The sequence below is a fragment of the Erythrobacter sp. MTPC3 genome (genome assembly GCF_042854385.1).
Taxonomy (GTDB): domain Bacteria; phylum Pseudomonadota; class Alphaproteobacteria; order Sphingomonadales; family Sphingomonadaceae; genus Erythrobacter.
This window is the reverse complement of record NZ_BTGP01000001.1, coordinates 111,457-130,689: the sequence shown is the minus strand read 5'-3', so window position 1 is coordinate 130,689 and position 19,233 is coordinate 111,457. Positions and strand designations below refer to the sequence as shown.

The following is a 19,233-nucleotide window of genomic DNA, read 5'->3' as shown; positions in this document are numbered from 1 at the left end:
TGAAGCATCAGGGCAGAAATGAAAAGGAATTTGAAGGACATGGCTAGCGAAAGCGCAAACGGCGGTAAGGCAGTGGTTACACGCTTTGCGCCCTCGCCAACCGGGTTTTTGCACATTGGCGGTGCGCGAACGGCGCTCTTTAACTGGCTTTATGCCCGCCATCACGGCGGGCAGGCGCTGCTCAGGATTGAAGACACTGACAAGGAACGCTCAACACAAGAAGCCATAGACGCCATTCTCGACGGACTTAGCTGGCTCGGCCTTGATTACGATGAGGAGCCGACATTCCAGTCCGCGCGCGCAGATCGCCATGCCGAAGTCGCGCACAAGCTGCTGGATGCTGGCCATGCTTATAAATGCTTTGCCACGCGTGAGGAGCTGGAGGAAATGCGCGCCGAACAGCGCGTAAATAAGCAGCCAATGCGGTATGACGGACGCTGGCGGGATCGCAGCGCGTCCGAGGCTCCCGATGGAGCATCCTATACAGTCCGGCTCAAGACCCCGCAGGACGGGGAAGCCACAATTCAGGATGAGGTTCAGGGATCTGTCTCGGTCAAGAACGATGAGATCGACGACTACATCATCCTCCGCGCAGATGGCACGCCGACCTATATGCTGGCAGCGGTGGTGGACGATCACGATATGGGAGTTACGCATGTCATCCGCGGCGACGATCACCTCAACAACGCATTCCGCCAATTGCCGATCTATCATGCGATGGACGGGATAGAGGGCGATTGGGCAGAGCCAGTTTACGCACACATTCCGTTGATCCACGGATCGGACGGGGCAAAATTGTCCAAACGTCACGGCGCATTGGGCGTTGATGCCTACCGCGACGAGATGGGTATTTTGCCAGAGGCGCTGTTCAATTACCTCCTTCGCCTCGGCTGGGGCCACGGCGACCGCGAAGAAATCACGCGGGATGAAGCAATTGAGCTTTTTGGATTGGGCGGAGTGGGCAAAAGTCCGTCTCGTTTCGATATGAAAAAGCTCGAGAATCTGAACGGGCACTACATCCGCGAAGCTGACGATAGGATGCTGGCCAACCTGGCAGCAAAAGGTATGGACGGCGATGTCGATATCGATCTGCTTGCCAAGGCGATGCCGGTCCTGAAAACGCGGGCGAGGAGCGTCCACGAACTTGCTGAAGGAGCGCAGTTTTTGTTCGCTCAGCGGCCTCTAGCCATGACTGAAAAGGCCGCAAAGCTGCTTGACGAAAACGGAAGGGCGCGGCTGGGCAAGATTTCCAGTGCGCTTGCGGCGGAAAATGACTGGACAATCGAGGCTCTCGAAGCCACTACGAAGTCGCTCGCCGAGGAACTGGAATTGGGACTTGGCAAGCTTGCGCAGCCAATGCGCGCTGCGCTTACCGGGACGACGACATCGCCCGGAATTTTCGACGTTCTGGTCCTTCTTGGACGGGAAGAAGCCCTCGCCCGGCTCAACGCACACGCTGCGTGAGCCGGATCAACGGGCAGGAATTGAGCAGGAGACACATCTTGGCAGATCAAAACGCCAAACTCGATATCGGCGGAGAGACCCACGAATTTCCCGTGCTCCAGGGCAGCACCGGACCCGACGTGGTCGATATCCGCAAGCTGTATGGCCAAACGGGCAAATTCACATTTGACCCGGGTTATAAATCCACCGCCAGCTGCGAGAGCGCACTGACGTATATCGACGGCAACGAAGGTATCCTGCTGCACCGCGGGTATCCGATCGGCCAGCTGGCAGAACACTCCAGCTTTATGGAAGTGTCCTATCTGCTGCTGAATGGCGAGCTGCCGAGCGGTGAAGATCTGGACGATTTCACCTACACCATTACGCGCCACACGATGCTGCACGATCAGCTGCGCCAGTTTTATCAGGGTTTCCGCCGCGATGCGCACCCGATGGCGATCATGTGCGGTGTGGTTGGCGCGCTTTCGGCGTTCTATCACGACAGCACCGATATTTCGGACCCAGAGCACCGCAAGATCAGCTCACACCGCCTTATTGCAAAAATGCCGACGATTGCGGCTGCCGCTTACAAATATTCGGTCGGCCAGCCCATGATGCAGCCGGACAATTCGCTGAGCTACACGGGTAATTTCCTGCGGATGACATTCGGCGTTCCGGCAGAGGAATACGAAGTCATTCCCGCAGTAGAGCGGGCGATGGACCGGATTTTTATCCTCCACGCCGACCATGAACAGAACGCATCGACATCGACCGTGCGGCTTGCCGGGTCATCGGGCGCGAACCCATTTGCGTGTATCGCTGCGGGCATTGCCTGTCTGTGGGGTCCTGCGCATGGCGGCGCCAACGAAGCGGCTCTCAACATGCTGCGCGAAATCGGCACGCCTGACCGCATCCCTCATTACATTGAGCGGGCCAAGGACAAGAACGATCCGTTCCGTCTGATGGGTTTTGGCCACCGCGTTTACAAAAACTACGATCCGCGTGCGACTGTCATGCAGAAAACCGTGCGCGAAGTGTTCGAGGCGCTGAACGTCAAGGATCCGGTGTTTGAAACTGCACTTGCCTTGGAAGAAATGGCTCTTAACGATCCGTATTTCCAAGAGAAAAAGCTGTTCCCGAATGTCGATTTCTATTCCGGCGTTATCCTTTCGGCCATCGGTTTTCCGACCACCATGTTCACCGCACTGTTCGCCCTCGCCCGCACAGTTGGCTGGGTTGCGCAGTGGAACGAAATGATTTCGGATCCAGGCCAGGTCATCGGCCGCCCGCGCCAGCTTTACACTGGCCCGACGCAGCGTGATTACGTGCCGCTCAGCAACCGCTAAGCCCGCGAAGAAAGACAGCAAATGGGGCGGCCCGCGATCAAACTTGCACTGCAAGTCGTCGGGGCCGCCCTTTTTGTGTCCGGCGCGATGTGGGCGCTGCAAGGTCTGGGCATTCTAATGTGGCCTGCGGGAAGCTTTATGCTCGCACAGCGCGAATGGGCGCTTTATGGCGGCGTCACCGCCTTGATCGGAGTGGTGATGATCTTGCTCGGCCAAAGGATCGGCCGCGGCAGCTAGCTTGCAAAGCCCAAAGGTTACTCGCCAAATTCTGGCAGGGTGAGGACAAACCTCGCTCCCGCATCCCCGTTACCGCTAATCGGCAAATCCACTGCCAGATCGCCCTTCATCACGCGGGCCAACTTTCGGGAAATGTACAGACCAAGGCCAGAACCGGTGTCGGTTCCGCCCGCACTATCGCGCCCTAGCCGCTCGAATTTCTCAAAAATCCGGCTGGCCTGATCAGGGTCTATTCCTGCGCCTTCGTCAGCCACTGACAACGCAACCTGTCCATCGCCTTGCTGATGTACGGCTACGCTAACCGTGCTGCCTTCCGGGGAATAGGCAATCGCATTACCGATCAAATTAATGAGGATTTGCAGGACTCGCCGCACTTCGGCGCGGGCAAAAATTGCCTCGCCCTCTCCCGGCAGATCAAGCGCAATCGACCTCGCCTGCGCCCGAACGCCGAGGATACCGGCAGCTTTTCGCGCAGCGTCACCCAGATCCACTTTCTCACTCGCAGTCGTGAAATCAGGCGATTCGACTACGTCCAGATCGACCAGATCATCGAGCATGGCGGACAGGTGCTGCCCGGCTGCCGCGATGTTTCCGGCATAATCGCTGTATTCGCTGCGCAGCGGCCCGGCGAGCTTTGCGCGTATGGTCTCCGCGTTTGCGATGATCCGCGCAACCGGTTGGCGAAGGACCGGTGTCAGCGTGCTTCCCATCAACCGTGAATAGCCTGCCTCTTCCGCATCACCCTGCTGGGCGATTGGAGTAAGCAACGGCTCATCGGCAACCAGCAGCAACTCAAATCCGACTGGCTCACGCGACTGTGACCCCATAGGTAGCAACCGGACGCGCCATTGGCGGTCCGAACCGGGAACGGTGCAATGCACTCCATCCAGCAACCGCCAGTGGAGCGGCTGTTGGTGGGCTACGTCGCGCAGCGTCACAAAGTCGATCCAGTTCTTGCTCGCCGACGCGGCAACATCCTTTTCCAACTGCTGCGCATCGGGTGCGACTGCGCTTAACAATTGAACCCGCTGATCCGCATCAAGCCGCGCCGTAATTTCAGCCGCAGCCCGGTCAATGGAATCGAGCCGTTCTGCCAATTCCTTGGTGCTTGCCTGCTCGCTGGGTGTGCGCTGCCAGTTATCGACCAGCAATTCGCAGCCGCCACCTGCATCGCTGTCGATCGGATGAACCCGAACGAAGCCCGAAACTATGTCTGCGCCGTCAAATGCGCTGAATTCCCTTGCCACCTTGAGGCCCATTTCGCGCCCCTGTCGCACGATGGCGCGCAGCTCCGGTACCGCCAGCGCGCCGGGCACGGTGCCGCCGCAATCCTCCTGCAATTGCGCGAGTGCCTCGTCCGCGCTTATCAGCCGGTCGCGATCGTCGGTGATGCCCCGCGCGGCAAGGGAGGATTTCTGGCGCTCCATAACCAGCCCAGTCACCCAGCATTCCGCGTATTGGAATTGCTAAGCATGGCACTGGCCCGTTCTGGGGCAATTGCGCCGATATCACTGGGAAGGCGGCCTGCCGGCTCAAGAGCCACAAACTGGCGTTCGATTGTCGCAGCATCCAGCCCCGCGGCCCGCAGGCTAAGCGCGAGCCTAACGGCCTGATGTTCATGGCAGGCAAGGATGGCGAGTTCGCGCGGCTGATTGCTAAGCCGCGCCAGGGCGCTGACAAACATGGCGAACCCGGCATGCTCCAGATCGAGCCCGGCAAGGATCCCTCCCCGCATCGAAGCGGTCAGCCGGGCCAGCAGCCCGATGCGGCCCGCCCCTTCATCATAGCTGGCCTTTAGGCGCTTTATAGCCGGGGCAATCGCGGGATCGCTGCGATCATGCACCTCCCAGCGTTTGAGGACGGTATGAAACAAATCGGCTGGCAATTCGGTCAGCGCGAGGTCCATGCGCCGCTGGTTCTGCACAAACCGCGATTGTGCGGCGAGTGCGGACATCGCGAGTTCCGCCGTGGATGCGTCATCGGACGCGATCAGCTCTTGCAAAAGCGGGCTTAGGATGGGGTCAATTGATGTGCGCTGCTCCAGCCTTTCGGCGAGCTGGCCTTCCATCGCCAGGGCATAACAATAGCTCAGCACCGCGCTGTCATTGGCGAGCCGGTCTGATAAATGGTCGATCTCGCGCGGTTCCACCGGCTGTCGGCCTGCCGTGCTGCGCGCAGCGAGCAGCTGCTCTGCCAATGAACCTAGCATCCCGCGTATCTTGGCAACGATGGCATCGCTGACCAGTGATTGCCCCGATGTCGCCAGCATATGCGAGAGCACAGGCGGAACCCCGCTCAAGGCGCGGTCGCCGCGGACAAGCGCGTCTTTCAGCGCGGCTTCCACTGCGGGAATCCGAGCCTCTGCACCAGCGTGTGAATTATTTTTATCGGTCGCCATCTTGCCCATTGAACCGCCTTTGCACAGGCTTGGTTAAGGGCGCGTTAGCTCAGTTGCGAAAGGAGCGCAGCATCAAAGCGGACATAGCCCCCAGTGCAAGCACCGCCATACCTTCCGCCAGTAAACCGAAAGCTGCGCACACCCCCAGTATCGCCAGATGGAACGCGGTATCACCCCAAAACGCGGCTAGCCTTGATCGCCGGCCCGTTCCGGCGAGCAGAGCCAGACCGGACAACAGCGGCGCAAGCGCGAGAACAGCGCTGTTCTGGCCATATGCCATGAGGGAAAGAGTGAGCAATACTGTGGCAATAGCTGCCAATATATATCTGATTATTATGGTATTTCGTTCATCCCTACCCTCACCCAAGAGTGCGGACTTCAACTCTTTCCAAGAGATTGCGAATGAAGCGAGCAATGCAGCAACAGCACCGGTAAAAAGAGCCGCAATCGCATAGCCAAACCATGCGAAAATCGCGCCACCTGCAAACAGGGTCAGCGCCGATAATCCCGCGATGAGCGCGTAATCCTGGCTCATCCCTTTTGGCGCAAGCATTGTCGCGACTTTCGCAGCTATTGCATCGAGTGGCGCGATAATCGGCGCCGCTGCGGCATTGCGTGCGATCAGGGCACTCTGGCGGCTGGCTATGGCGCGTTCGCTATTGGCCAGCAGCCAGTCGCCGTTTGTCAGCGCATCCGCTGGGACCGGGACTGTGTCGCAGCGTGCCTGCAATCCCAACCGCAGCAGAAGCGACATAATCTCGACATCCGGCGGCATCTCGGCAAGTTTTTGCGCGTGAACCGCGCGCATTACGGCAATGCCGCCCCAATTGCGCTGGGCATCTATCCGCTCGAAATCCTCTGGGTGAGCCTCTGCTAGGGGATGATCGGCAGGGATGGTCAGGATCGCTCGTCTGAGTCCGGTTTTTCCGACCAGCATGTCATGGCAAACCGCCTCTTGCGGCATCAGCCCATCCAGCATCACCACCGCGACATCGTCTGCGCGCAGCAAAGAGACGAATTGCAGTGAAGACCGGACTGCGTGAAATTCGTGACCGCTTGCCTCGATGGAAAGCTGCACGTCTGCAACCTCCTTTGGTAGACTGTCGCAGAGGCAGATAAACCGCTCACAGCCAAGCGAACGCATGACTTGGGTCTGCCACGCCAAAACCGACCGGCCGCCCATCTTTAGTCCGGCACGTAGACCGCCATCAGCGGTCATCTTCCGAGCAGACAATATGGCTGTGATCACGCAGACGGTCCTTTTCCGATCTGCGTTATCGCTACCCGCCTTACGCTGCCTTCATCAAGGAGTGCGGCGGTGATTTACCGCTATTTTCTGCGAGCCAGCGATCTGCTCAAGCGGCGAAGCGGGCCAGAACCGACTCGATCTCGCGAATTGCTGCGGGTTCGCCCGGCGCACTGCTGAGGGCATTCTCTGCTGCGTTTAGCAGGTCTTCGGAATGGAAACTGGCGGCGAGACCTTTCAACCGCATTGCCGCAACGTGCCAATTGCCATCGCAGCGCGAACGTTTCAGCAAATCGAGCTGTTTGCCCACACTTTCGTAGAATGCGCCGCGCAGCTCGCGCATAAGGACGGGATCATCTCCCGCCGCCGCTGCCAATGTCGAATCAAGTGCGCCGGTTTCATAAGCCATGCTGCCAGACATAGGACAATCGGAGTTAAAGCGGGGTTTATCCTGATCCAACCTGTGGTATCTTCCCGGAATGAACGGGAAAAACCACATCATTCGCGCCGTTGGCATGTCCGCCAATTCCAGCAAGAAGGTTTCTGAAGATGACGTCCTGTCGCTGGAAGAATATGCCGAGGAAACGGAGCCCGATCTGGTAGCTGAACCCGCCGAGGGATTCGCCACCTACGAGGAAGAATACCCGGATAATCCAGCGTATCAGCAGCAGCGGTTTGACTGGATATGGCCCGCAATCGCTGTTGTTACAGTTGCAGCATGGACCGCACTTTACGGTTGGGCGATGCGTGATGAACTGCTCAACGCGGCAAGCGCGGCGCCTGCGCAATGGACGCGCTGGATCATCGACTGGTCCGTGCCGGTTTTGCTGGTGGGGATCATCTGGCTGATCGCGATGCGCAATTCGCGTTCAGAGGCGAACCGGTTCGCCAACACGGCGGCATTGCTCAGCCGCGAAAGCAGCCAGTTGGAAGACCGCCTGAACGTGGTCAATCGCGAACTCAGCCTGGCGCGCGAATTTCTCAGCGCCCAGTCGCTAGAATTGGAGTCGCTTGGCCGGATGGCCAGCGAGAAAATTTCTGCGCACGCCTCTGAGCTCCAGGATTTGATCAAGACGAACGGCTCTCAGGTCGACCGCATTGGCAGCGCCAGCGATACCGCGCTCAGCAACATGACCAAACTTCGCGACGATTTGCCAGTGGTGGCCAATTCCGCGCGCGACGTGTCCAATCAGGTGGGCAATGCTGGCCGTACCGCGCATGACCAGCTGGACAAGCTGATCGCCGGTTTTGAACGCCTGAACGAGTTTGGCAAAGCAAGCGAAAATCAGGTTGCCGCCCTTGGCAGCCGCGTAGGCGATACGCTTACAGGCTTTGAAACGCAGCTCGGGCAGATCGAAGGGCTTGTTTCCGGTAGGTTCGAAACGCTCAAGGTGCAGGCCGATGAATATCGCGGTGAGATCGGCGAAGCGGAGGAACAGGCGATTGCTGCTCTGAACGATCGCATCACGGTGCTTCAGTCCGAGGTTAAAGCCGTATCGGGCAAACTTCGAGAGGCGGAAATCGGTGCGATGGAACAAATGCACGCTGCGAAAGACCGGCTCTATGAAGAGGTCGGCAGCACCGTTGAAGCGCTCGATAAGCTCGACCAGAAAGCGATGTCAGCCGCGCGTCTGCGTGTCGAGGAGCTGAATGCGGAGGCCACGCGCTTCGACGATACCCTGGCGCAGCGCGATCAGCGTTTCATGGAGGAGATGGAGCGCCGTCAGGCCACGTTTGAAACGCGCGAAACACAGGCGAGCGAAGTGCTGGCCCAGCGCCTGGCAGACCTGGACGAGGCAATTGCCGAACGACGCGAGGCGCAAACCGCTGAAACAGCGAAGCTTGTCGCGCACAGTCAGGAAATGGCCGATCAGCTAGATAGCCTTGGCGCCTTGATCGGGCAAATTGGAGAACATGGCGAGCTGACCCGCGCGAAACTCGGCGAAGGGATGGCCGAACTCGATCACCAGCTCGGCGAAAAACGCACCGCCTTGGCGGACACCGAAAAACAGATTGCCGAACTTACAGAATCCGGCATCCGATTGCTTGAGATCATCCGCTCTGGCGCGCTCCATGCAGGAGAGGATCTGCCAGCAGCCATCGGCACAGCGGCAAATGATCTGCGCAAGGTCGAGGAACGGGCTGCCTCTCTCAACAGTGTCATGTTTAGGACCAGCCAGCAGACAACGGAGCTTTCCGATTATCTGCTGAAAACACGCGAAACGATCGCTGAAACCGATGTCTCGATTGATGCGTTGCAGTCCAAGCTATCTGAACAATCCGAAGATGCACTCGCCAAGCTAAATGGCCTTCGATCAGGCTTTGCCCGCCTAACCGAAGAAGGGGAGGCATTCGGTGAGGAAACACAGGCGACTTTGCGCGAAGCGTTGACCGGGCTGGAAAGCGCCACGCGCTCTGCCTTCGCTGCACTCGACGAAGGCGCGCGCGAAAAGATTGGCGCGTTGGCAGGCGATATCAGTTCAGAAGCGGTCGAGGCGCTGGAACGGTCTCTTCGCTCGCAAAGCGCCGAAACCATCGGTGCGCTGGAACAGGCGGCTGCTCACGCGTCCGGCGTCGGCCGCGAAGCAGCAGTGCAATTGCGCGATCAGCTAGTGAAGGTGAATGAGCTTACAGGCAATCTGGAACATCGGGTCGCCCGCGCGCATGAATTGGCCGAAGAACAGGTCAACAACGACTTCTCACGGCGAATGGCGCTGATTACGGATAACCTCAATTCCAACGCAATCGACATCACCGCCGCTTTGTCGAATGACGTGACCGACACGGCATGGGATGCGTATCTTAAGGGCGATCGCGGTATCTTTACCCGGCGGGCAGTGCGCCTGATCGACAATGGCGAAGCTCGCGAGATCGCCGATCTTTACCAGCGCGACCCCGAATTTAAAGGCAACGTTTCACGCTACATCCACGATTTCGAAGCGATGCTGCGGTCTATGCTCTCCACCCACAACGGTAACGCACTTGGCGTGACCATGCTGGGGTCGGATATGGGCAAGCTGTATGTCGTTCTGGCGCAGGCGATCGAGCGGTTCCGCAGCTGAACAGGGTCGCTGCAATCAGCGCGCGGCGCTCTCCGGCGGTTTGGGCAGAATGTCGAGCATATCGACGCTCACCCAACCGTATTCAAAATTAAGAACGAACGCGCTCGTCAAGACCGCAGCGATTAATGTCGCGCCGATTGCGATCTTTCGGGGCCGGAAATTGACTGGCGCACTTTCTGCCTGGCCCGGGACTTTCTCGATCCCTTCCTCGTCTGCCGTCCGCACCCCGAATGGCAACATGACAAATGCGGTCATCACCCAGAACAGAAAATAGATCGCGAGGATCGAGGTCCAACCCATTAGCGGCGCCCTTCCCTCGCCCGGCCCGGCATGACGACCCGCACCTGCGGGCTTTTGCCAGCCCAGCGCCGTGCGGCACGGCGTGCGGTAACGCGCGCAGCCTCATGCACTTTTGCAGGGTCCTGCGCATCGCGGCCTTTCAGCTTGCCGATGGCTTTCAGGATATCGTCCTGCGCCTCCGCGATGAAGTCCGGCATGTCTTCATCAAGCGGCAGACCGAACGCCTCGATAGCAGGCGCTTCGCCGCGCTGGAGGACAACGACCATCGCGCCCTCTTGCGCGATCCGGCGGCGCATTGTGATGGATTCACCATCCGCCGGGGCAATGATGTCGCCATCCAGAACAAGCCGGCCATTGCGAACCTGCGCAATCACGCCCGGCTCACCAGGAGCGAGACGCACGATATCGCCGTTTTTCTGAACGACATTGTGCGGGATCCCGGCCTCTTTACCCACCTTCGCCTGCTCTCGCATGTGCCGGATCTCTCCATGCACAGGGATGAGCACCTCCGGTTTGAGCCAGCTGTAAAGTGCTTCGAGTTCGGGCCGCCCGGGATGGCCGGATACGTGGATACCCGCCTGCCTGTCGGTCACCATGGTGATACCGCGCGCAGCGAGCATATTCTGGATTTTACCAATGGCGATTTCATTGCCCGGAATTTGCCGCGACGAAAACAGGACAACATCACCGCTCGCTAGGTCGATTTGATGGTTCTGGTCGGCAATGCGGGACAAAGCAGCACGCGGCTCGCCCTGCCCGCCTGTGGCGAGGATGATCACCTCTCCGCGGGGCAGCCGCATGGCGGTGTTGAAATCGACGGTAGGCGGAAAATCTTCCAGATACCCGTTATCCTGCGCCACCTCGATAATGCGGTCGAGTGATCGTCCGGCCACACAAACCTGCCGCCCGGTTTCACGCGCCACTTCGCCAAGGGTCTGCAGGCGTGCGACATTGCTGGCGAACGTCGTGACAAGCACGCGTTTACCGCTGTGCCGTGCAACCTCCTCCATCAGCGCCCGATGGACGGCGCCTTCGCTGCCGGACGGGTTCGGATTGAACACATTGGTGGAATCGCAGACGAGCGCATGCACGCCCTCTGCGCCAATCTCACGCAGTTCTTCTTCGGTGGTGGGTTCGCCAATGATAGGCTCTTCGTCCAATTTCCAGTCACCGGTATGGAATATGCGGCCATATGACGTGTCGATCAGCAGCGCGTTGCCCTCCGCAATGGAGTGTGCAAGCGGCAGGTATTCGACGGAGAACGGACCGATATTGATCTGTCCGTGATCTTCCTCGATAATATTCAGTTTGACCTTGCCGAGCAGTCCGGCCTCTTCCAGCTTTCGAGCGACCAGATCAGCGGTGAACGGCGTTGCATACAGCGGCACGCCAAGTTCATCGGCAAAATACGGGACCGCGCCGATGTGATCTTCGTGCGCGTGGGTGAGCACAATGCCGAGCAAATCGCGGCGGCGCTCCTCGATAAAATCCAGGTCTGCAAAAACCAGATCAACTCCGGGATATTCATTGCCGGAAAAGGTCATGCCTAGATCGACCATGAGCCATTTGCCGTCACATCCGTATAGGTTGACGTTCATGCCAATCTCTCCCGAACCACCGAGGGCAAGGAAGAGAAGTTCGTTTTCAGGTTTGAAGTTCTTTTTCACTTAGGTTGTTTAGTGCTTTGTATTTGAGTGATATTATTGCGATGCCTGCTTCGCCAGGATGGCGAGCCCTTCGATCGTGAGATCGGCATCGACGTAATCGAAAATTTCTGTCGCATCGTCGAACAGGATGGCGAGGCCGCCAGTCGCAACGACTTTTGCCGGGCGCCCGATTTCGCTTTTCATGCGTTCGACAATGCCTTCCATCATGGCGACATAGCCCCAGAAAACACCGATCAGCATCTGGTCCTCTGTATTGCGGCCAATCACGCTCTTGGATCCTGGCGCGCGGATTGCGATCCGCGGCAATTTGGCAGTCTTGCCAACGAGCGCGTCCAGCGACAGGTTGATGCCCGGCGCGATGGAGCCGCCCTTGTAAGTTCCGTTGAAATCAATCGCTTCGAATTTGGTCGCGGTGCCGAAATCGATAACAATCAGGTCTCCGCCATATTTGTGGTGCGCGGCGAGGATATTCAAGGCGCGGTCCGCTCCGAGTGAACTGGGTTGATCGACGTCGATCTCAAATTGCCAGGCCGCCTTGCCCTCACCAGCTTTCATCGGAGTGATGCCGAAATACTTTTGCGCGAGCACTGAAAGGTTATGGTCAGCGCGCGGTACGACCGATGCATAGACGATCTGCGTAATATCCTCGCGCGGGACATCCTCAATGGCGAGCAATTGGAGAAGCCAGACCGCATATTCATCACCTGTCCTGCGCGGATCGGTGGCGATGCGCCAGCGTGCGCGGGTCTTAAAACCGCCCCCGCCGTCCGGTTCGAACAGGGCGAATACAACATTGGTGTTCCCGACATCGGCAGCCAGCAGCATTATGTTTCTACCTCTTCATCTTCCCACAAAAGCGAGACATCGCCCGCGTGGATAACACATTCGTGTCCACCCAAAGGCTTGAATCGCAGGCCCCCGTCACCGGTTATCCCACAATATGCTCCATAAGTGGCCTTACCGTCGGATGTCGTAACGGTCAGCCGGTCATTGAAGCGATGGCCGCGAAATGCCCAATCCAACAACACTTCGGATAGCGGGCATTCGCGCCACTGTTTCAGCCGTTTGGCGAATTCAGGCACGAGCGTTTCCAGAACCGATTGCGGACCATTCGCAAACTTGCCATTTTCAAAAGCGATGTGCGTTGTTTTGCGATTGGGAATATCCGGGGCGTGTGAAACGTTGATACCAATCCCGACAACGACAGAATTGCCGTACCTCTCGAGCAGAATTCCAGCAATTTTGGCCTCGCTCACCATCAAGTCATTAGGCCATTTCAACATCATCGGTGTGTGGTCGAACAAGCATCTTTTCACCGCATCGAACACCGCGAGGCTAGCGGCAAAAGACAAGGTTGCGGGTGCAGGGCCACTGACGCCTAGATTAACGACCGTGCTGCAATGCAGATTGCCCTTGGGGCTCTCCCAATGCCGGGCCAATCTGCCACGACCACTCGTTTGCCTGTCCGCTCGCAGCCAATAACCCTCACGGAGGGTCTCGCCGGATCTCAACCGGTCCAGCAAATCTGCGTTGGTGGAGCCGGTTTCCTCGACAACTTCGATTGAGGGTGTGTTCGTCAAACCGCCATGAACAGCGCAGCTGCCGCCTTATCGGCAAGATCGGTGAGCGACGGCGTGAGCAGGTATCCAAGCGGTGAGATAATCACGGCCGTCAGGAACAGCAGCACCCAATGCGCCGCGCCGCTCTTGCCTTTGACGACATCGGCGGGCTCATCGAAGAACATCACCTTCACAAACTTGATGTAATAGAACGCGCCAATGACACTCGCCGCGATGGCGATAGCGCCGAATGCGATAAGGCCTGCCTCGACCGTCGCCTGGAACACCACAAACTTGCTGTAAAAGCCGAGCAGCGGCGGAATTCCTGCCAGACTGAACATCGTCAGCAGCAGGCACCATGCAATCGCCGGTTTCGTCACGGAAAGCCCGCTGATGTCCGCGAAGGTTTCAAACAGCTCGCCATCTTCGCTGCGCAGCATCAACAGCGCAACAAAAGCACCAATGCTCATGGCGACATAGATGAAGAGGTAAACGAGCATCGCGCTGGCCCCCGCCTCGTTTGCAACTGCCAGACCGAGCAGGATGAAGCCGACATTGTTGATCGACGAATAGGCAAGAAGCCGTTTCAGGTTTTCCTGACCGATCGCACCAAGCGCGCCAAATACGATGGATGCCAGCGCGGTGAACATCACGATCTGCTGCCAAGCGAGAACCTGAGTGCCGAACACCTCGAACACCACCCGCGCGGTCAAAGCGACGGCCGCAACCTTTGGCGCAGTGGCAAAGAACGCCGTGACCGGCGTCGGAGCGCCTTCGTACACGTCCGGGGTCCACATATGGAACGGCACAGCAGCAATCTTGAAAGCGAGCCCGGCCAGCACGAAAATGAGGCCGAACAAAGCGCCTGTTGCCAGCTCGCCTGTAAGTCCTGCTCGCACGGTTGCGAAGTCGGTGCCGCCGGTAAAGCCGTAGAGCAGGCTCATCCCGTAAAGCAGGATGCCTGAGGCAAGCGCGCCAAGTACGAAGTATTTAAGGCCAGCCTCGGCAGACCGTGTGTCGCGCCGCAGGATGGCGGCGAGGACGTACGACGCAAGGCTGTTCAATTCGAGCCCCAGATACAGCGTCATGAAATCATTGGCCGAAACCATGATGCTCATGCCGAGCACAGAGAACAGAACGAGGATCGGGTATTCTGCGCGAAGCCCCCGCTCTTGCCCCGCAGCGGCGCTGTTGAAGAACGCAGGCGCCACCATCAGACAGGCAATCGCCGCGAGATAGATCAACGCCTTGGCAAACAGAGCAAAACTGTCGATCTGCATCAACCCGCCGAAAGCAAAGGTTTCCGGACCGTCGGTTCCAAAATGCAGTCCGGGGACAAGCATGAAGCCCGCTCCGAACAGCACGGTAACCGCAGCAATCGAAACAAAGCGGGCAGCTTTATCGCCGGCAAACGCAGCGACCATCAGCAGGGCGAGGCCCGCAGCAGTCAACAGCAATTCAGGCGCGATCAGCGCGAAAGAGGCTGCAAAATCCATTAGTGCTCTCCCCCTTCATACGCTTCGTAGGCGATAGCATTCGCCGCCTCGGCGCGTGGAGGTCCGCTTTTCAGCTGGCTGTCATCTGCCGGCGCAGCGGATGCGATCCGCGCATCGAGCGCAGCGATATCGGCCCGCATCGGGGCGAGGAAGCTTTCCGGGTAAACACCCATCCACAGCACGGCTGCGGCGATTGGTGCCATCATGGCCCATTCGCGCGCGCTGATATCCGGCATTGCGGCTGCGTCTTCATTCTTCTGCACGCCAAAGGCAACGCGGCGATAAAGATACAGCATGTAAGCAGCGCCCAGAATGATGCCGGTGGTACAGACGAATGCGACCCATGTGGACGTCTGGTAGATCCCGGCCAAGGCGAGGAATTCGCCGATAAAGTTGCTTGTGCCTGGCAGACCGACGCTGGCCATCGTGAACAGCAGGAAGAACAGCGCGTAATACGGCATATTGATCGAGAGGCCGCCATATCGGTCGATCTCGCGCGTGTGCAGCCGGTCGTAGATCACACCCACGCACAGGAACAGCGCGCCCGATACGAGACCATGGCCAAGCATGATCATCATCGCGCCTTCAAGCCCCTGAATGTTGAAGGCGAACAGACCCGCCGTCACCAGCGCCATGTGAGCGACCGACGAATAGGCAATCAGCTTTTTCATATCCTGCTGAACCAGCGCGACCAAAGATGTGTAGACCACCGCGACCATCGACAGCGCGAAGATGATCCATGCCAGCTCACCGCTTGCCTCGGGAAACATTGGCAGGCTGAACCGGATGAAACCGTATCCGCCCAGTTTCAGCAGCACGCCCGCGAGAATAACAGACCCGGCTGTCGGCGCCTGAACGTGCGCGTCGGGCAGCCAGGTGTGAACCGGCCACATCGGCATCTTCACCGCGAAACTCGCGAAAAAAGCGAGGAACAGCCAGGTCTGCGCCGCCGCCGGGAAATCGTACTGCATCAGCGTTGGAATGTCGGACGTGCCGGCCTCCGCCACCATCCAGAACATCGCGATCAGCATTAAAACCGATCCGAGCAGGGTGTAGAGGAAAAATTTGTAGCTCGCATAGATGCGATTATCGCCGCCCCACACGCCGATGATCAGATACATCGGGATCAGGCCAGCTTCGAAGAAAATGTAGAACAGGAACAAATCCTGTGCCGCAAAAACGCCGATCATCAGCACTTCCATAAACAGGAATGCGCTCATGTATTCGCCAACGCGCTTCGTAATCGAAGTCCAGCTGGCCAGCACACAGATCGGCATCAGGAACACGCTGAGCATGATGAGCATCAACGAAATACCGTCGATGCCGAGGGCGTAGGAAAACCCCTCAAACAGTTCCGCCCGCTCGGTAAACTGCCACTGCGTGCCGCCAATTTCGTAATTGACCCACAGAAGCACGCCCAGCGCAAAGGTTGCCAGCGTAGCCGCGAGTGCGATGCCGCGCGCAGCAGCGCCGCCAGTAAAAAGGCACAGAACCGCGCCAACGAGCGGCACCAGCATCATCGTTGTGAGGATCGGAAAGCCGTCCATTACAGCAGAACCCAGGTAATCGCCGCGATCAGGCCGAGCAGCATGATCAGAGCGTATGTGTAGAGATAGCCCGACTGGATCGACTTGGCGGCGCCAGAGCTGCGCTCCACCACCCATGCGATGCCGTTGGGACCGAAGCGGTCGATGGTGCCGATATCGCCCAGCTTCCAGAACTGGCGGCCCAGCCAGAAAGCAGGCTTGACGAAGATGCGGTCATACAGCTCGTCAAAGTACCATTTGTTGTAGACAAAGCGGTGCAACCACGGAACGGCGGCAACGAACTTCGCGGGAATTTCAGGCTTGGCTATGTAAGCAACATATGCTGCGACGAACCCGATGATCATGACGATCAACGCCGAATATTTCACCCAGTACGGCACGGCGTGCATGGCGCTGATGAGGTTCTCGTTGTAGAAGATTGACCCAGCCCAGAACGCTGCATCGTCGAGGAAACTTGGCGCGAACACCTGCCCCGCAGCAATCGCGCCGACTGTCAGCAGGACCAGCGGAATGAGCATGGAAACTGGGCTTTCATGCGGGTGATATCCGCCCGTCGTGTCCTCGCCAGCCTCTGCCGGTGTCTTGTGGACAGAATGCTGGATATGCTCGCTCTCGATCCAGCGCGGCTTGCCCCAGAATGTGAGGAACATGAGACGCCAACTGTAAAAGCTCGTCAGCAACGCCGCGACCACGCCCAGCCAAAACGCCATGACCGAAATATCTGTCCCGCGCGCAAAGGCCACTTCAAGCACAGCATCTTTCGACCAGAACCCGGCAAAACCGACGCCAAGGTGATAGACGCCCAGCCCCGTGATCGCGAGCGTCCCTGCCAGCATCGCAAAAAACGTCAACGGGATTTTCTTACGCAGGCCGCCATAATACCGCATGTCCTGTTCGTGGTGCATCGAATGAATGACCGAGCCTGCGCCTAGGAACAGCAGCGCTTTGAAAAATGCGTGCGTGAACAGGTGGAACATGGCGACGCCGTAAGCGCCAACCCCGGCAGCGAAGAACATGTAACCGAGCTGCGAACAGGTCGAATACGCAATCACGCGTTTGATATCCCATTGCGTCGTTCCAATCGTTGCCGCGAAGAAGCAGGTCGCCGCCCCTACTACCGTTACAATCGCAAGTGCGGTTGGCGCGGTTTCAAACATGGGTGACAGGCGGCAGACCATGAATACGCCTGCCGTGACCATCGTCGCAGCGTGGATCAGTGCGGAGACCGGGGTCGGCCCCTCCATCGCGTCTGGCAGCCAGGTGTGCAGGAAAAGCTGCGCAGACTTACCCATCGCACCGATGAACAGCAGGATGCACAGGATATCCATCGTGTAGAGGCGCATCCCGAGGAAGCCGATTGTGCTGCCGGACATGGCGGGCGCAGCTTCGAGGATTTCAGGGATCGAAGTCGTCTGGAAAACCAGGAATGTACCGAAAATCCCCAGCATGAACCCAAGATCGCCGACGCGGTTGACCACGAAAGCTTTGATCGCGGCCGCTCCGGCGGTCGGTTTCCTGAACCAGAAACCGATCAGCAGGTAAGAGGCAAGGCCCACCCCTTCCCAGCCAAAGAACATCTGGACAAGGTTGTCGGCGGTAACCAGCATCAGCATCGCGAATGTGAATAGCGACAGATACGCGAAGAAACGCGGCTGATCCGGGTCTTCCTCCATATAACCCCACGAATAGAGGTGGACGAGCGCGGACACCGAATTGATCACGACCAGCATGATTGCGGTTAGCGTATCGACCCGTAGCGCCCAGTCGAAACTCATGTCGCCCGACTGCACCCATTTGAGCACCGGCACGACCTCCGCCGTCGCGCTGCCAGTCAGAAACGCGAGAAAAATTGGCCAGCTAAGCGCCGCTGAAACAAACAGCGCGCCAGTGGTGATCGACTTGGCAAAGACGCTCGGCGCATTCTTATTCATCAGCCCGGCCACGATTGACGCGAGCAGGGGCAAGAATACGATGATGAGGATTTGGGTCTGCACCGGTGCTTATCCCTTCATCCGGTTTACATCATCGACCGCGATAGTGCCGCGGCCCCGGAAATAGATGACTAGAATGGCGAGCCCGATGGCCGCTTCGGCAGCGGCGACGGTGAGCACGAGCATCGCGAAGACCTGTCCGACCAGATCGTTCATGAACGCGCTGAACGCGACCAGGTTGATGTTCACCGCGAGCAGGATCAGCTCGATCGCCATCAGGATGACGATCACATTCTTGCGGTTGAGGAATATCCCCAGCACGCCAAGCACAAACAGGATCGCACCCACGACCAGATAGTGTTCAATTCCGATCACAATTCGACCCCTTGCCCGGTTTCCGGGTTCTTCATGACTGTAGCCTCTTCAGGGCGGCGTGCGATCTGCTTGCCGATATCCTGACGGCCGCGCGCACCCGCTTTTGGCGGTTGGAATGTCAGGACAATCGCACCGATCATGGCGACGAGCAGGATGATGCCAGCAATCTCGAACAGCAGTATGTAGCGGCCGTAGAGCAGTCCGCCGATAGCCTCGATATTGTTTTGGGCGACGCCCTGCGCCGCTGCACCATCAGGCGTGCCCAGCTCCAGCCCGCCCGCATTGTATGCGCCGACGCCCAATAGCAATTCCGCCAGCAGGATGACCGCAATGGCAATGCCGAGCGGGAAATTTCTGATGAAGCCTGCACGCATTGCGGCAAAATCGATGTCGAGCATCATCACCACAAACAGGAACAGCACCGCGACCGCGCCGACATAGACGATGACAAGCAGCATCGCGATGAACTCCGCGCCGACAAGGACCATGAGGCCCGCCGCGTTGAAAAAGCTGAGGATCAGCCACAGCACGCTATGCACCGGATTGCGCGACATGATGACCATGACCGCGCTCGCGATGACAAGACCTGCGAACAGGTAAAAGGCTAATGTTTGAATCATGATCCC

General features: G+C 58.3%; 17 protein-coding genes. 4 read left to right on the top strand and 13 right to left on the bottom strand.

Features of this window, described 5'->3' with window-relative positions:
* The first annotated feature begins 39 nt into the window (after positions 1-39).
* From gltX to ACGHU1_RS00620, 3 genes are read left to right on the top strand one after another with little or no spacing between them, the layout of a single operon-like run.
* Entirely contained in the window at positions 40-1,464 is a 1,425-nt protein-coding gene (gltX, locus tag ACGHU1_RS00630; protein WP_390582440.1) for a glutamate--tRNA ligase, read from the top strand.
* A 38-nt stretch (positions 1,465-1,502) separates the two neighbouring features.
* Positions 1,503-2,789: a citrate synthase gene (locus ACGHU1_RS00625; RefSeq protein ID WP_390582439.1), complete on the top strand. Its 1,287-nt coding sequence runs from the start codon at positions 1,503-1,505 to the stop codon at positions 2,787-2,789.
* Between the two features lie 21 nt (positions 2,790-2,810).
* Positions 2,811-3,026 carry a hypothetical protein gene (locus tag ACGHU1_RS00620; protein ID WP_390582438.1) on the top strand — a complete coding sequence of 72 codons (216 nt, stop codon included), beginning with the start codon at positions 2,811-2,813 and terminating at the stop codon, positions 3,024-3,026.
* A gap of 17 nt (positions 3,027-3,043) precedes the next feature.
* On the opposite strand, the gene ACGHU1_RS00615 is transcribed toward ACGHU1_RS00620, so the two are convergent.
* The 4 genes from ACGHU1_RS00615 to ACGHU1_RS00600 form a co-directional block, all read right to left on the bottom strand.
* Positions 3,044-4,468 carry a sensor histidine kinase gene (locus tag ACGHU1_RS00615; protein WP_390582437.1) on the bottom strand — a complete coding sequence of 475 codons (1,425 nt, stop codon included), beginning with the start codon at positions 4,466-4,468 and terminating at the stop codon, positions 3,044-3,046.
* Positions 4,465-5,424, bottom strand: a complete 960-nt coding sequence (locus ACGHU1_RS00610) for a hypothetical protein (protein ID WP_390582436.1) — start codon at positions 5,422-5,424, stop codon at positions 4,465-4,467. Before ACGHU1_RS00610 ends, ACGHU1_RS00615 begins: the two co-directional genes overlap by 4 nt.
* Before the next feature lie 49 nt (positions 5,425-5,473).
* Complete coding sequence (locus tag ACGHU1_RS00605) at positions 5,474-6,673, bottom strand: hypothetical protein (RefSeq protein WP_390582434.1); 1,200 nt, start codon at positions 6,671-6,673, stop codon at positions 5,474-5,476.
* A 106-nt stretch (positions 6,674-6,779) separates the two neighbouring features.
* Positions 6,780-7,079, bottom strand: a complete 300-nt coding sequence (locus ACGHU1_RS00600) for an Hpt domain-containing protein (protein WP_390582432.1) — start codon at positions 7,077-7,079, stop codon at positions 6,780-6,782.
* Positions 7,080-7,149: 70 nt separating this feature from the next.
* On the opposite strand from ACGHU1_RS00600, the gene ACGHU1_RS00595 reads away from it, so the two are divergent.
* A complete protein-coding gene (locus ACGHU1_RS00595; protein WP_390582430.1) occupies positions 7,150-9,732 on the top strand; it encodes an ATPase in 2,583 nt (860 codons plus the stop codon).
* A gap of 15 nt (positions 9,733-9,747) precedes the next feature.
* On the opposite strand, the gene ACGHU1_RS00590 is transcribed toward ACGHU1_RS00595, so the two are convergent.
* From ACGHU1_RS00590 to ACGHU1_RS00550, 9 genes are read right to left on the bottom strand one after another with little or no spacing between them, the layout of a single operon-like run.
* A complete protein-coding gene (locus ACGHU1_RS00590) occupies positions 9,748-10,032 on the bottom strand; it encodes a DUF1467 family protein (protein WP_390582428.1) in 285 nt (94 codons plus the stop codon).
* A complete protein-coding gene (locus ACGHU1_RS00585; protein ID WP_390582426.1) occupies positions 10,032-11,699 on the bottom strand; it encodes a ribonuclease J in 1,668 nt (555 codons plus the stop codon). The genes ACGHU1_RS00590 and ACGHU1_RS00585 overlap by 1 nt, the downstream gene beginning before the upstream one ends.
* Before the next feature lie 33 nt (positions 11,700-11,732).
* Positions 11,733-12,524, bottom strand: coding sequence for a type III pantothenate kinase (locus tag ACGHU1_RS00580; protein WP_390582424.1), 792 nt, complete (start codon positions 12,522-12,524; stop codon positions 11,733-11,735).
* Positions 12,524-13,279, bottom strand: a complete 756-nt coding sequence (locus ACGHU1_RS00575; protein WP_390582423.1) for a biotin--[acetyl-CoA-carboxylase] ligase — start codon at positions 13,277-13,279, stop codon at positions 12,524-12,526. Before ACGHU1_RS00575 ends, ACGHU1_RS00580 begins: the two co-directional genes overlap by 1 nt.
* Positions 13,276-14,754 (bottom strand): NADH-quinone oxidoreductase subunit NuoN, encoded by a 1,479-nt coding sequence (nuoN, locus tag ACGHU1_RS00570; RefSeq protein ID WP_390582422.1) that lies wholly within the window; start codon positions 14,752-14,754, stop codon positions 13,276-13,278. Before nuoN ends, ACGHU1_RS00575 begins: the two co-directional genes overlap by 4 nt.
* Positions 14,754-16,301, bottom strand: a complete 1,548-nt coding sequence (locus tag ACGHU1_RS00565) for an NADH-quinone oxidoreductase subunit M (RefSeq protein WP_390582421.1) — start codon at positions 16,299-16,301, stop codon at positions 14,754-14,756. The genes nuoN and ACGHU1_RS00565 overlap by 1 nt, the downstream gene beginning before the upstream one ends.
* Positions 16,301-18,295 carry an NADH-quinone oxidoreductase subunit L gene (nuoL, locus tag ACGHU1_RS00560; protein ID WP_390582420.1) on the bottom strand — a complete coding sequence of 665 codons (1,995 nt, stop codon included), beginning with the start codon at positions 18,293-18,295 and terminating at the stop codon, positions 16,301-16,303. The genes ACGHU1_RS00565 and nuoL overlap by 1 nt, the downstream gene beginning before the upstream one ends.
* A gap of 6 nt (positions 18,296-18,301) precedes the next feature.
* On the bottom strand, positions 18,302-18,607 hold the full coding sequence (gene nuoK, locus ACGHU1_RS00555) for an NADH-quinone oxidoreductase subunit NuoK (RefSeq protein ID WP_390582418.1): 306 nt from the start codon (positions 18,605-18,607) through the stop codon (positions 18,302-18,304).
* Positions 18,604-19,227 carry an NADH-quinone oxidoreductase subunit J gene (locus ACGHU1_RS00550; RefSeq protein ID WP_390582416.1) on the bottom strand — a complete coding sequence of 208 codons (624 nt, stop codon included), beginning with the start codon at positions 19,225-19,227 and terminating at the stop codon, positions 18,604-18,606. The genes nuoK and ACGHU1_RS00550 overlap by 4 nt, the downstream gene beginning before the upstream one ends.
* Positions 19,228-19,233: the final 6 nt, after the last annotated feature.

Bases quoted from the DNA above. Each gene is read 5' to 3' on its own strand.
- ACGHU1_RS00620 (WP_390582438.1), top strand. From the start codon at position 2,811: ATGGGGCGGCCCGCGATCAAACTTGCACTGCAAGTCGTCGGGGCCGCC.
- gltX (WP_390582440.1), top strand. From the start codon at position 40: ATGGCTAGCGAAAGCGCAAACGGCGGTAAGGCAGTGGTTACACGCTTT.
- ACGHU1_RS00565 (WP_390582421.1), bottom strand. From the start codon at position 16,301: ATGGACGGCTTTCCGATCCTCACAACGATGATGCTGGTGCCGCTCGTT.
- ACGHU1_RS00550 (WP_390582416.1), bottom strand. From the start codon at position 19,227: ATGATTCAAACATTAGCCTTTTACCTGTTCGCAGGTCTTGTCATCGCG.
- ACGHU1_RS00590 (WP_390582428.1), bottom strand. From the start codon at position 10,032: ATGGGTTGGACCTCGATCCTCGCGATCTATTTTCTGTTCTGGGTGATG.
- ACGHU1_RS00595 (WP_390582430.1), top strand. From the start codon at position 7,150: ATGAACGGGAAAAACCACATCATTCGCGCCGTTGGCATGTCCGCCAAT.
- nuoN (WP_390582422.1), bottom strand. From the start codon at position 14,754: ATGGATTTTGCAGCCTCTTTCGCGCTGATCGCGCCTGAATTGCTGTTG.
- ACGHU1_RS00600 (WP_390582432.1), bottom strand. From the start codon at position 7,079: ATGGCTTATGAAACCGGCGCACTTGATTCGACATTGGCAGCGGCGGCG.
- ACGHU1_RS00580 (WP_390582424.1), bottom strand. From the start codon at position 12,524: ATGCTGCTGGCTGCCGATGTCGGGAACACCAATGTTGTATTCGCCCTG.
- ACGHU1_RS00610 (WP_390582436.1), bottom strand. From the start codon at position 5,424: ATGGCGACCGATAAAAATAATTCACACGCTGGTGCAGAGGCTCGGATT.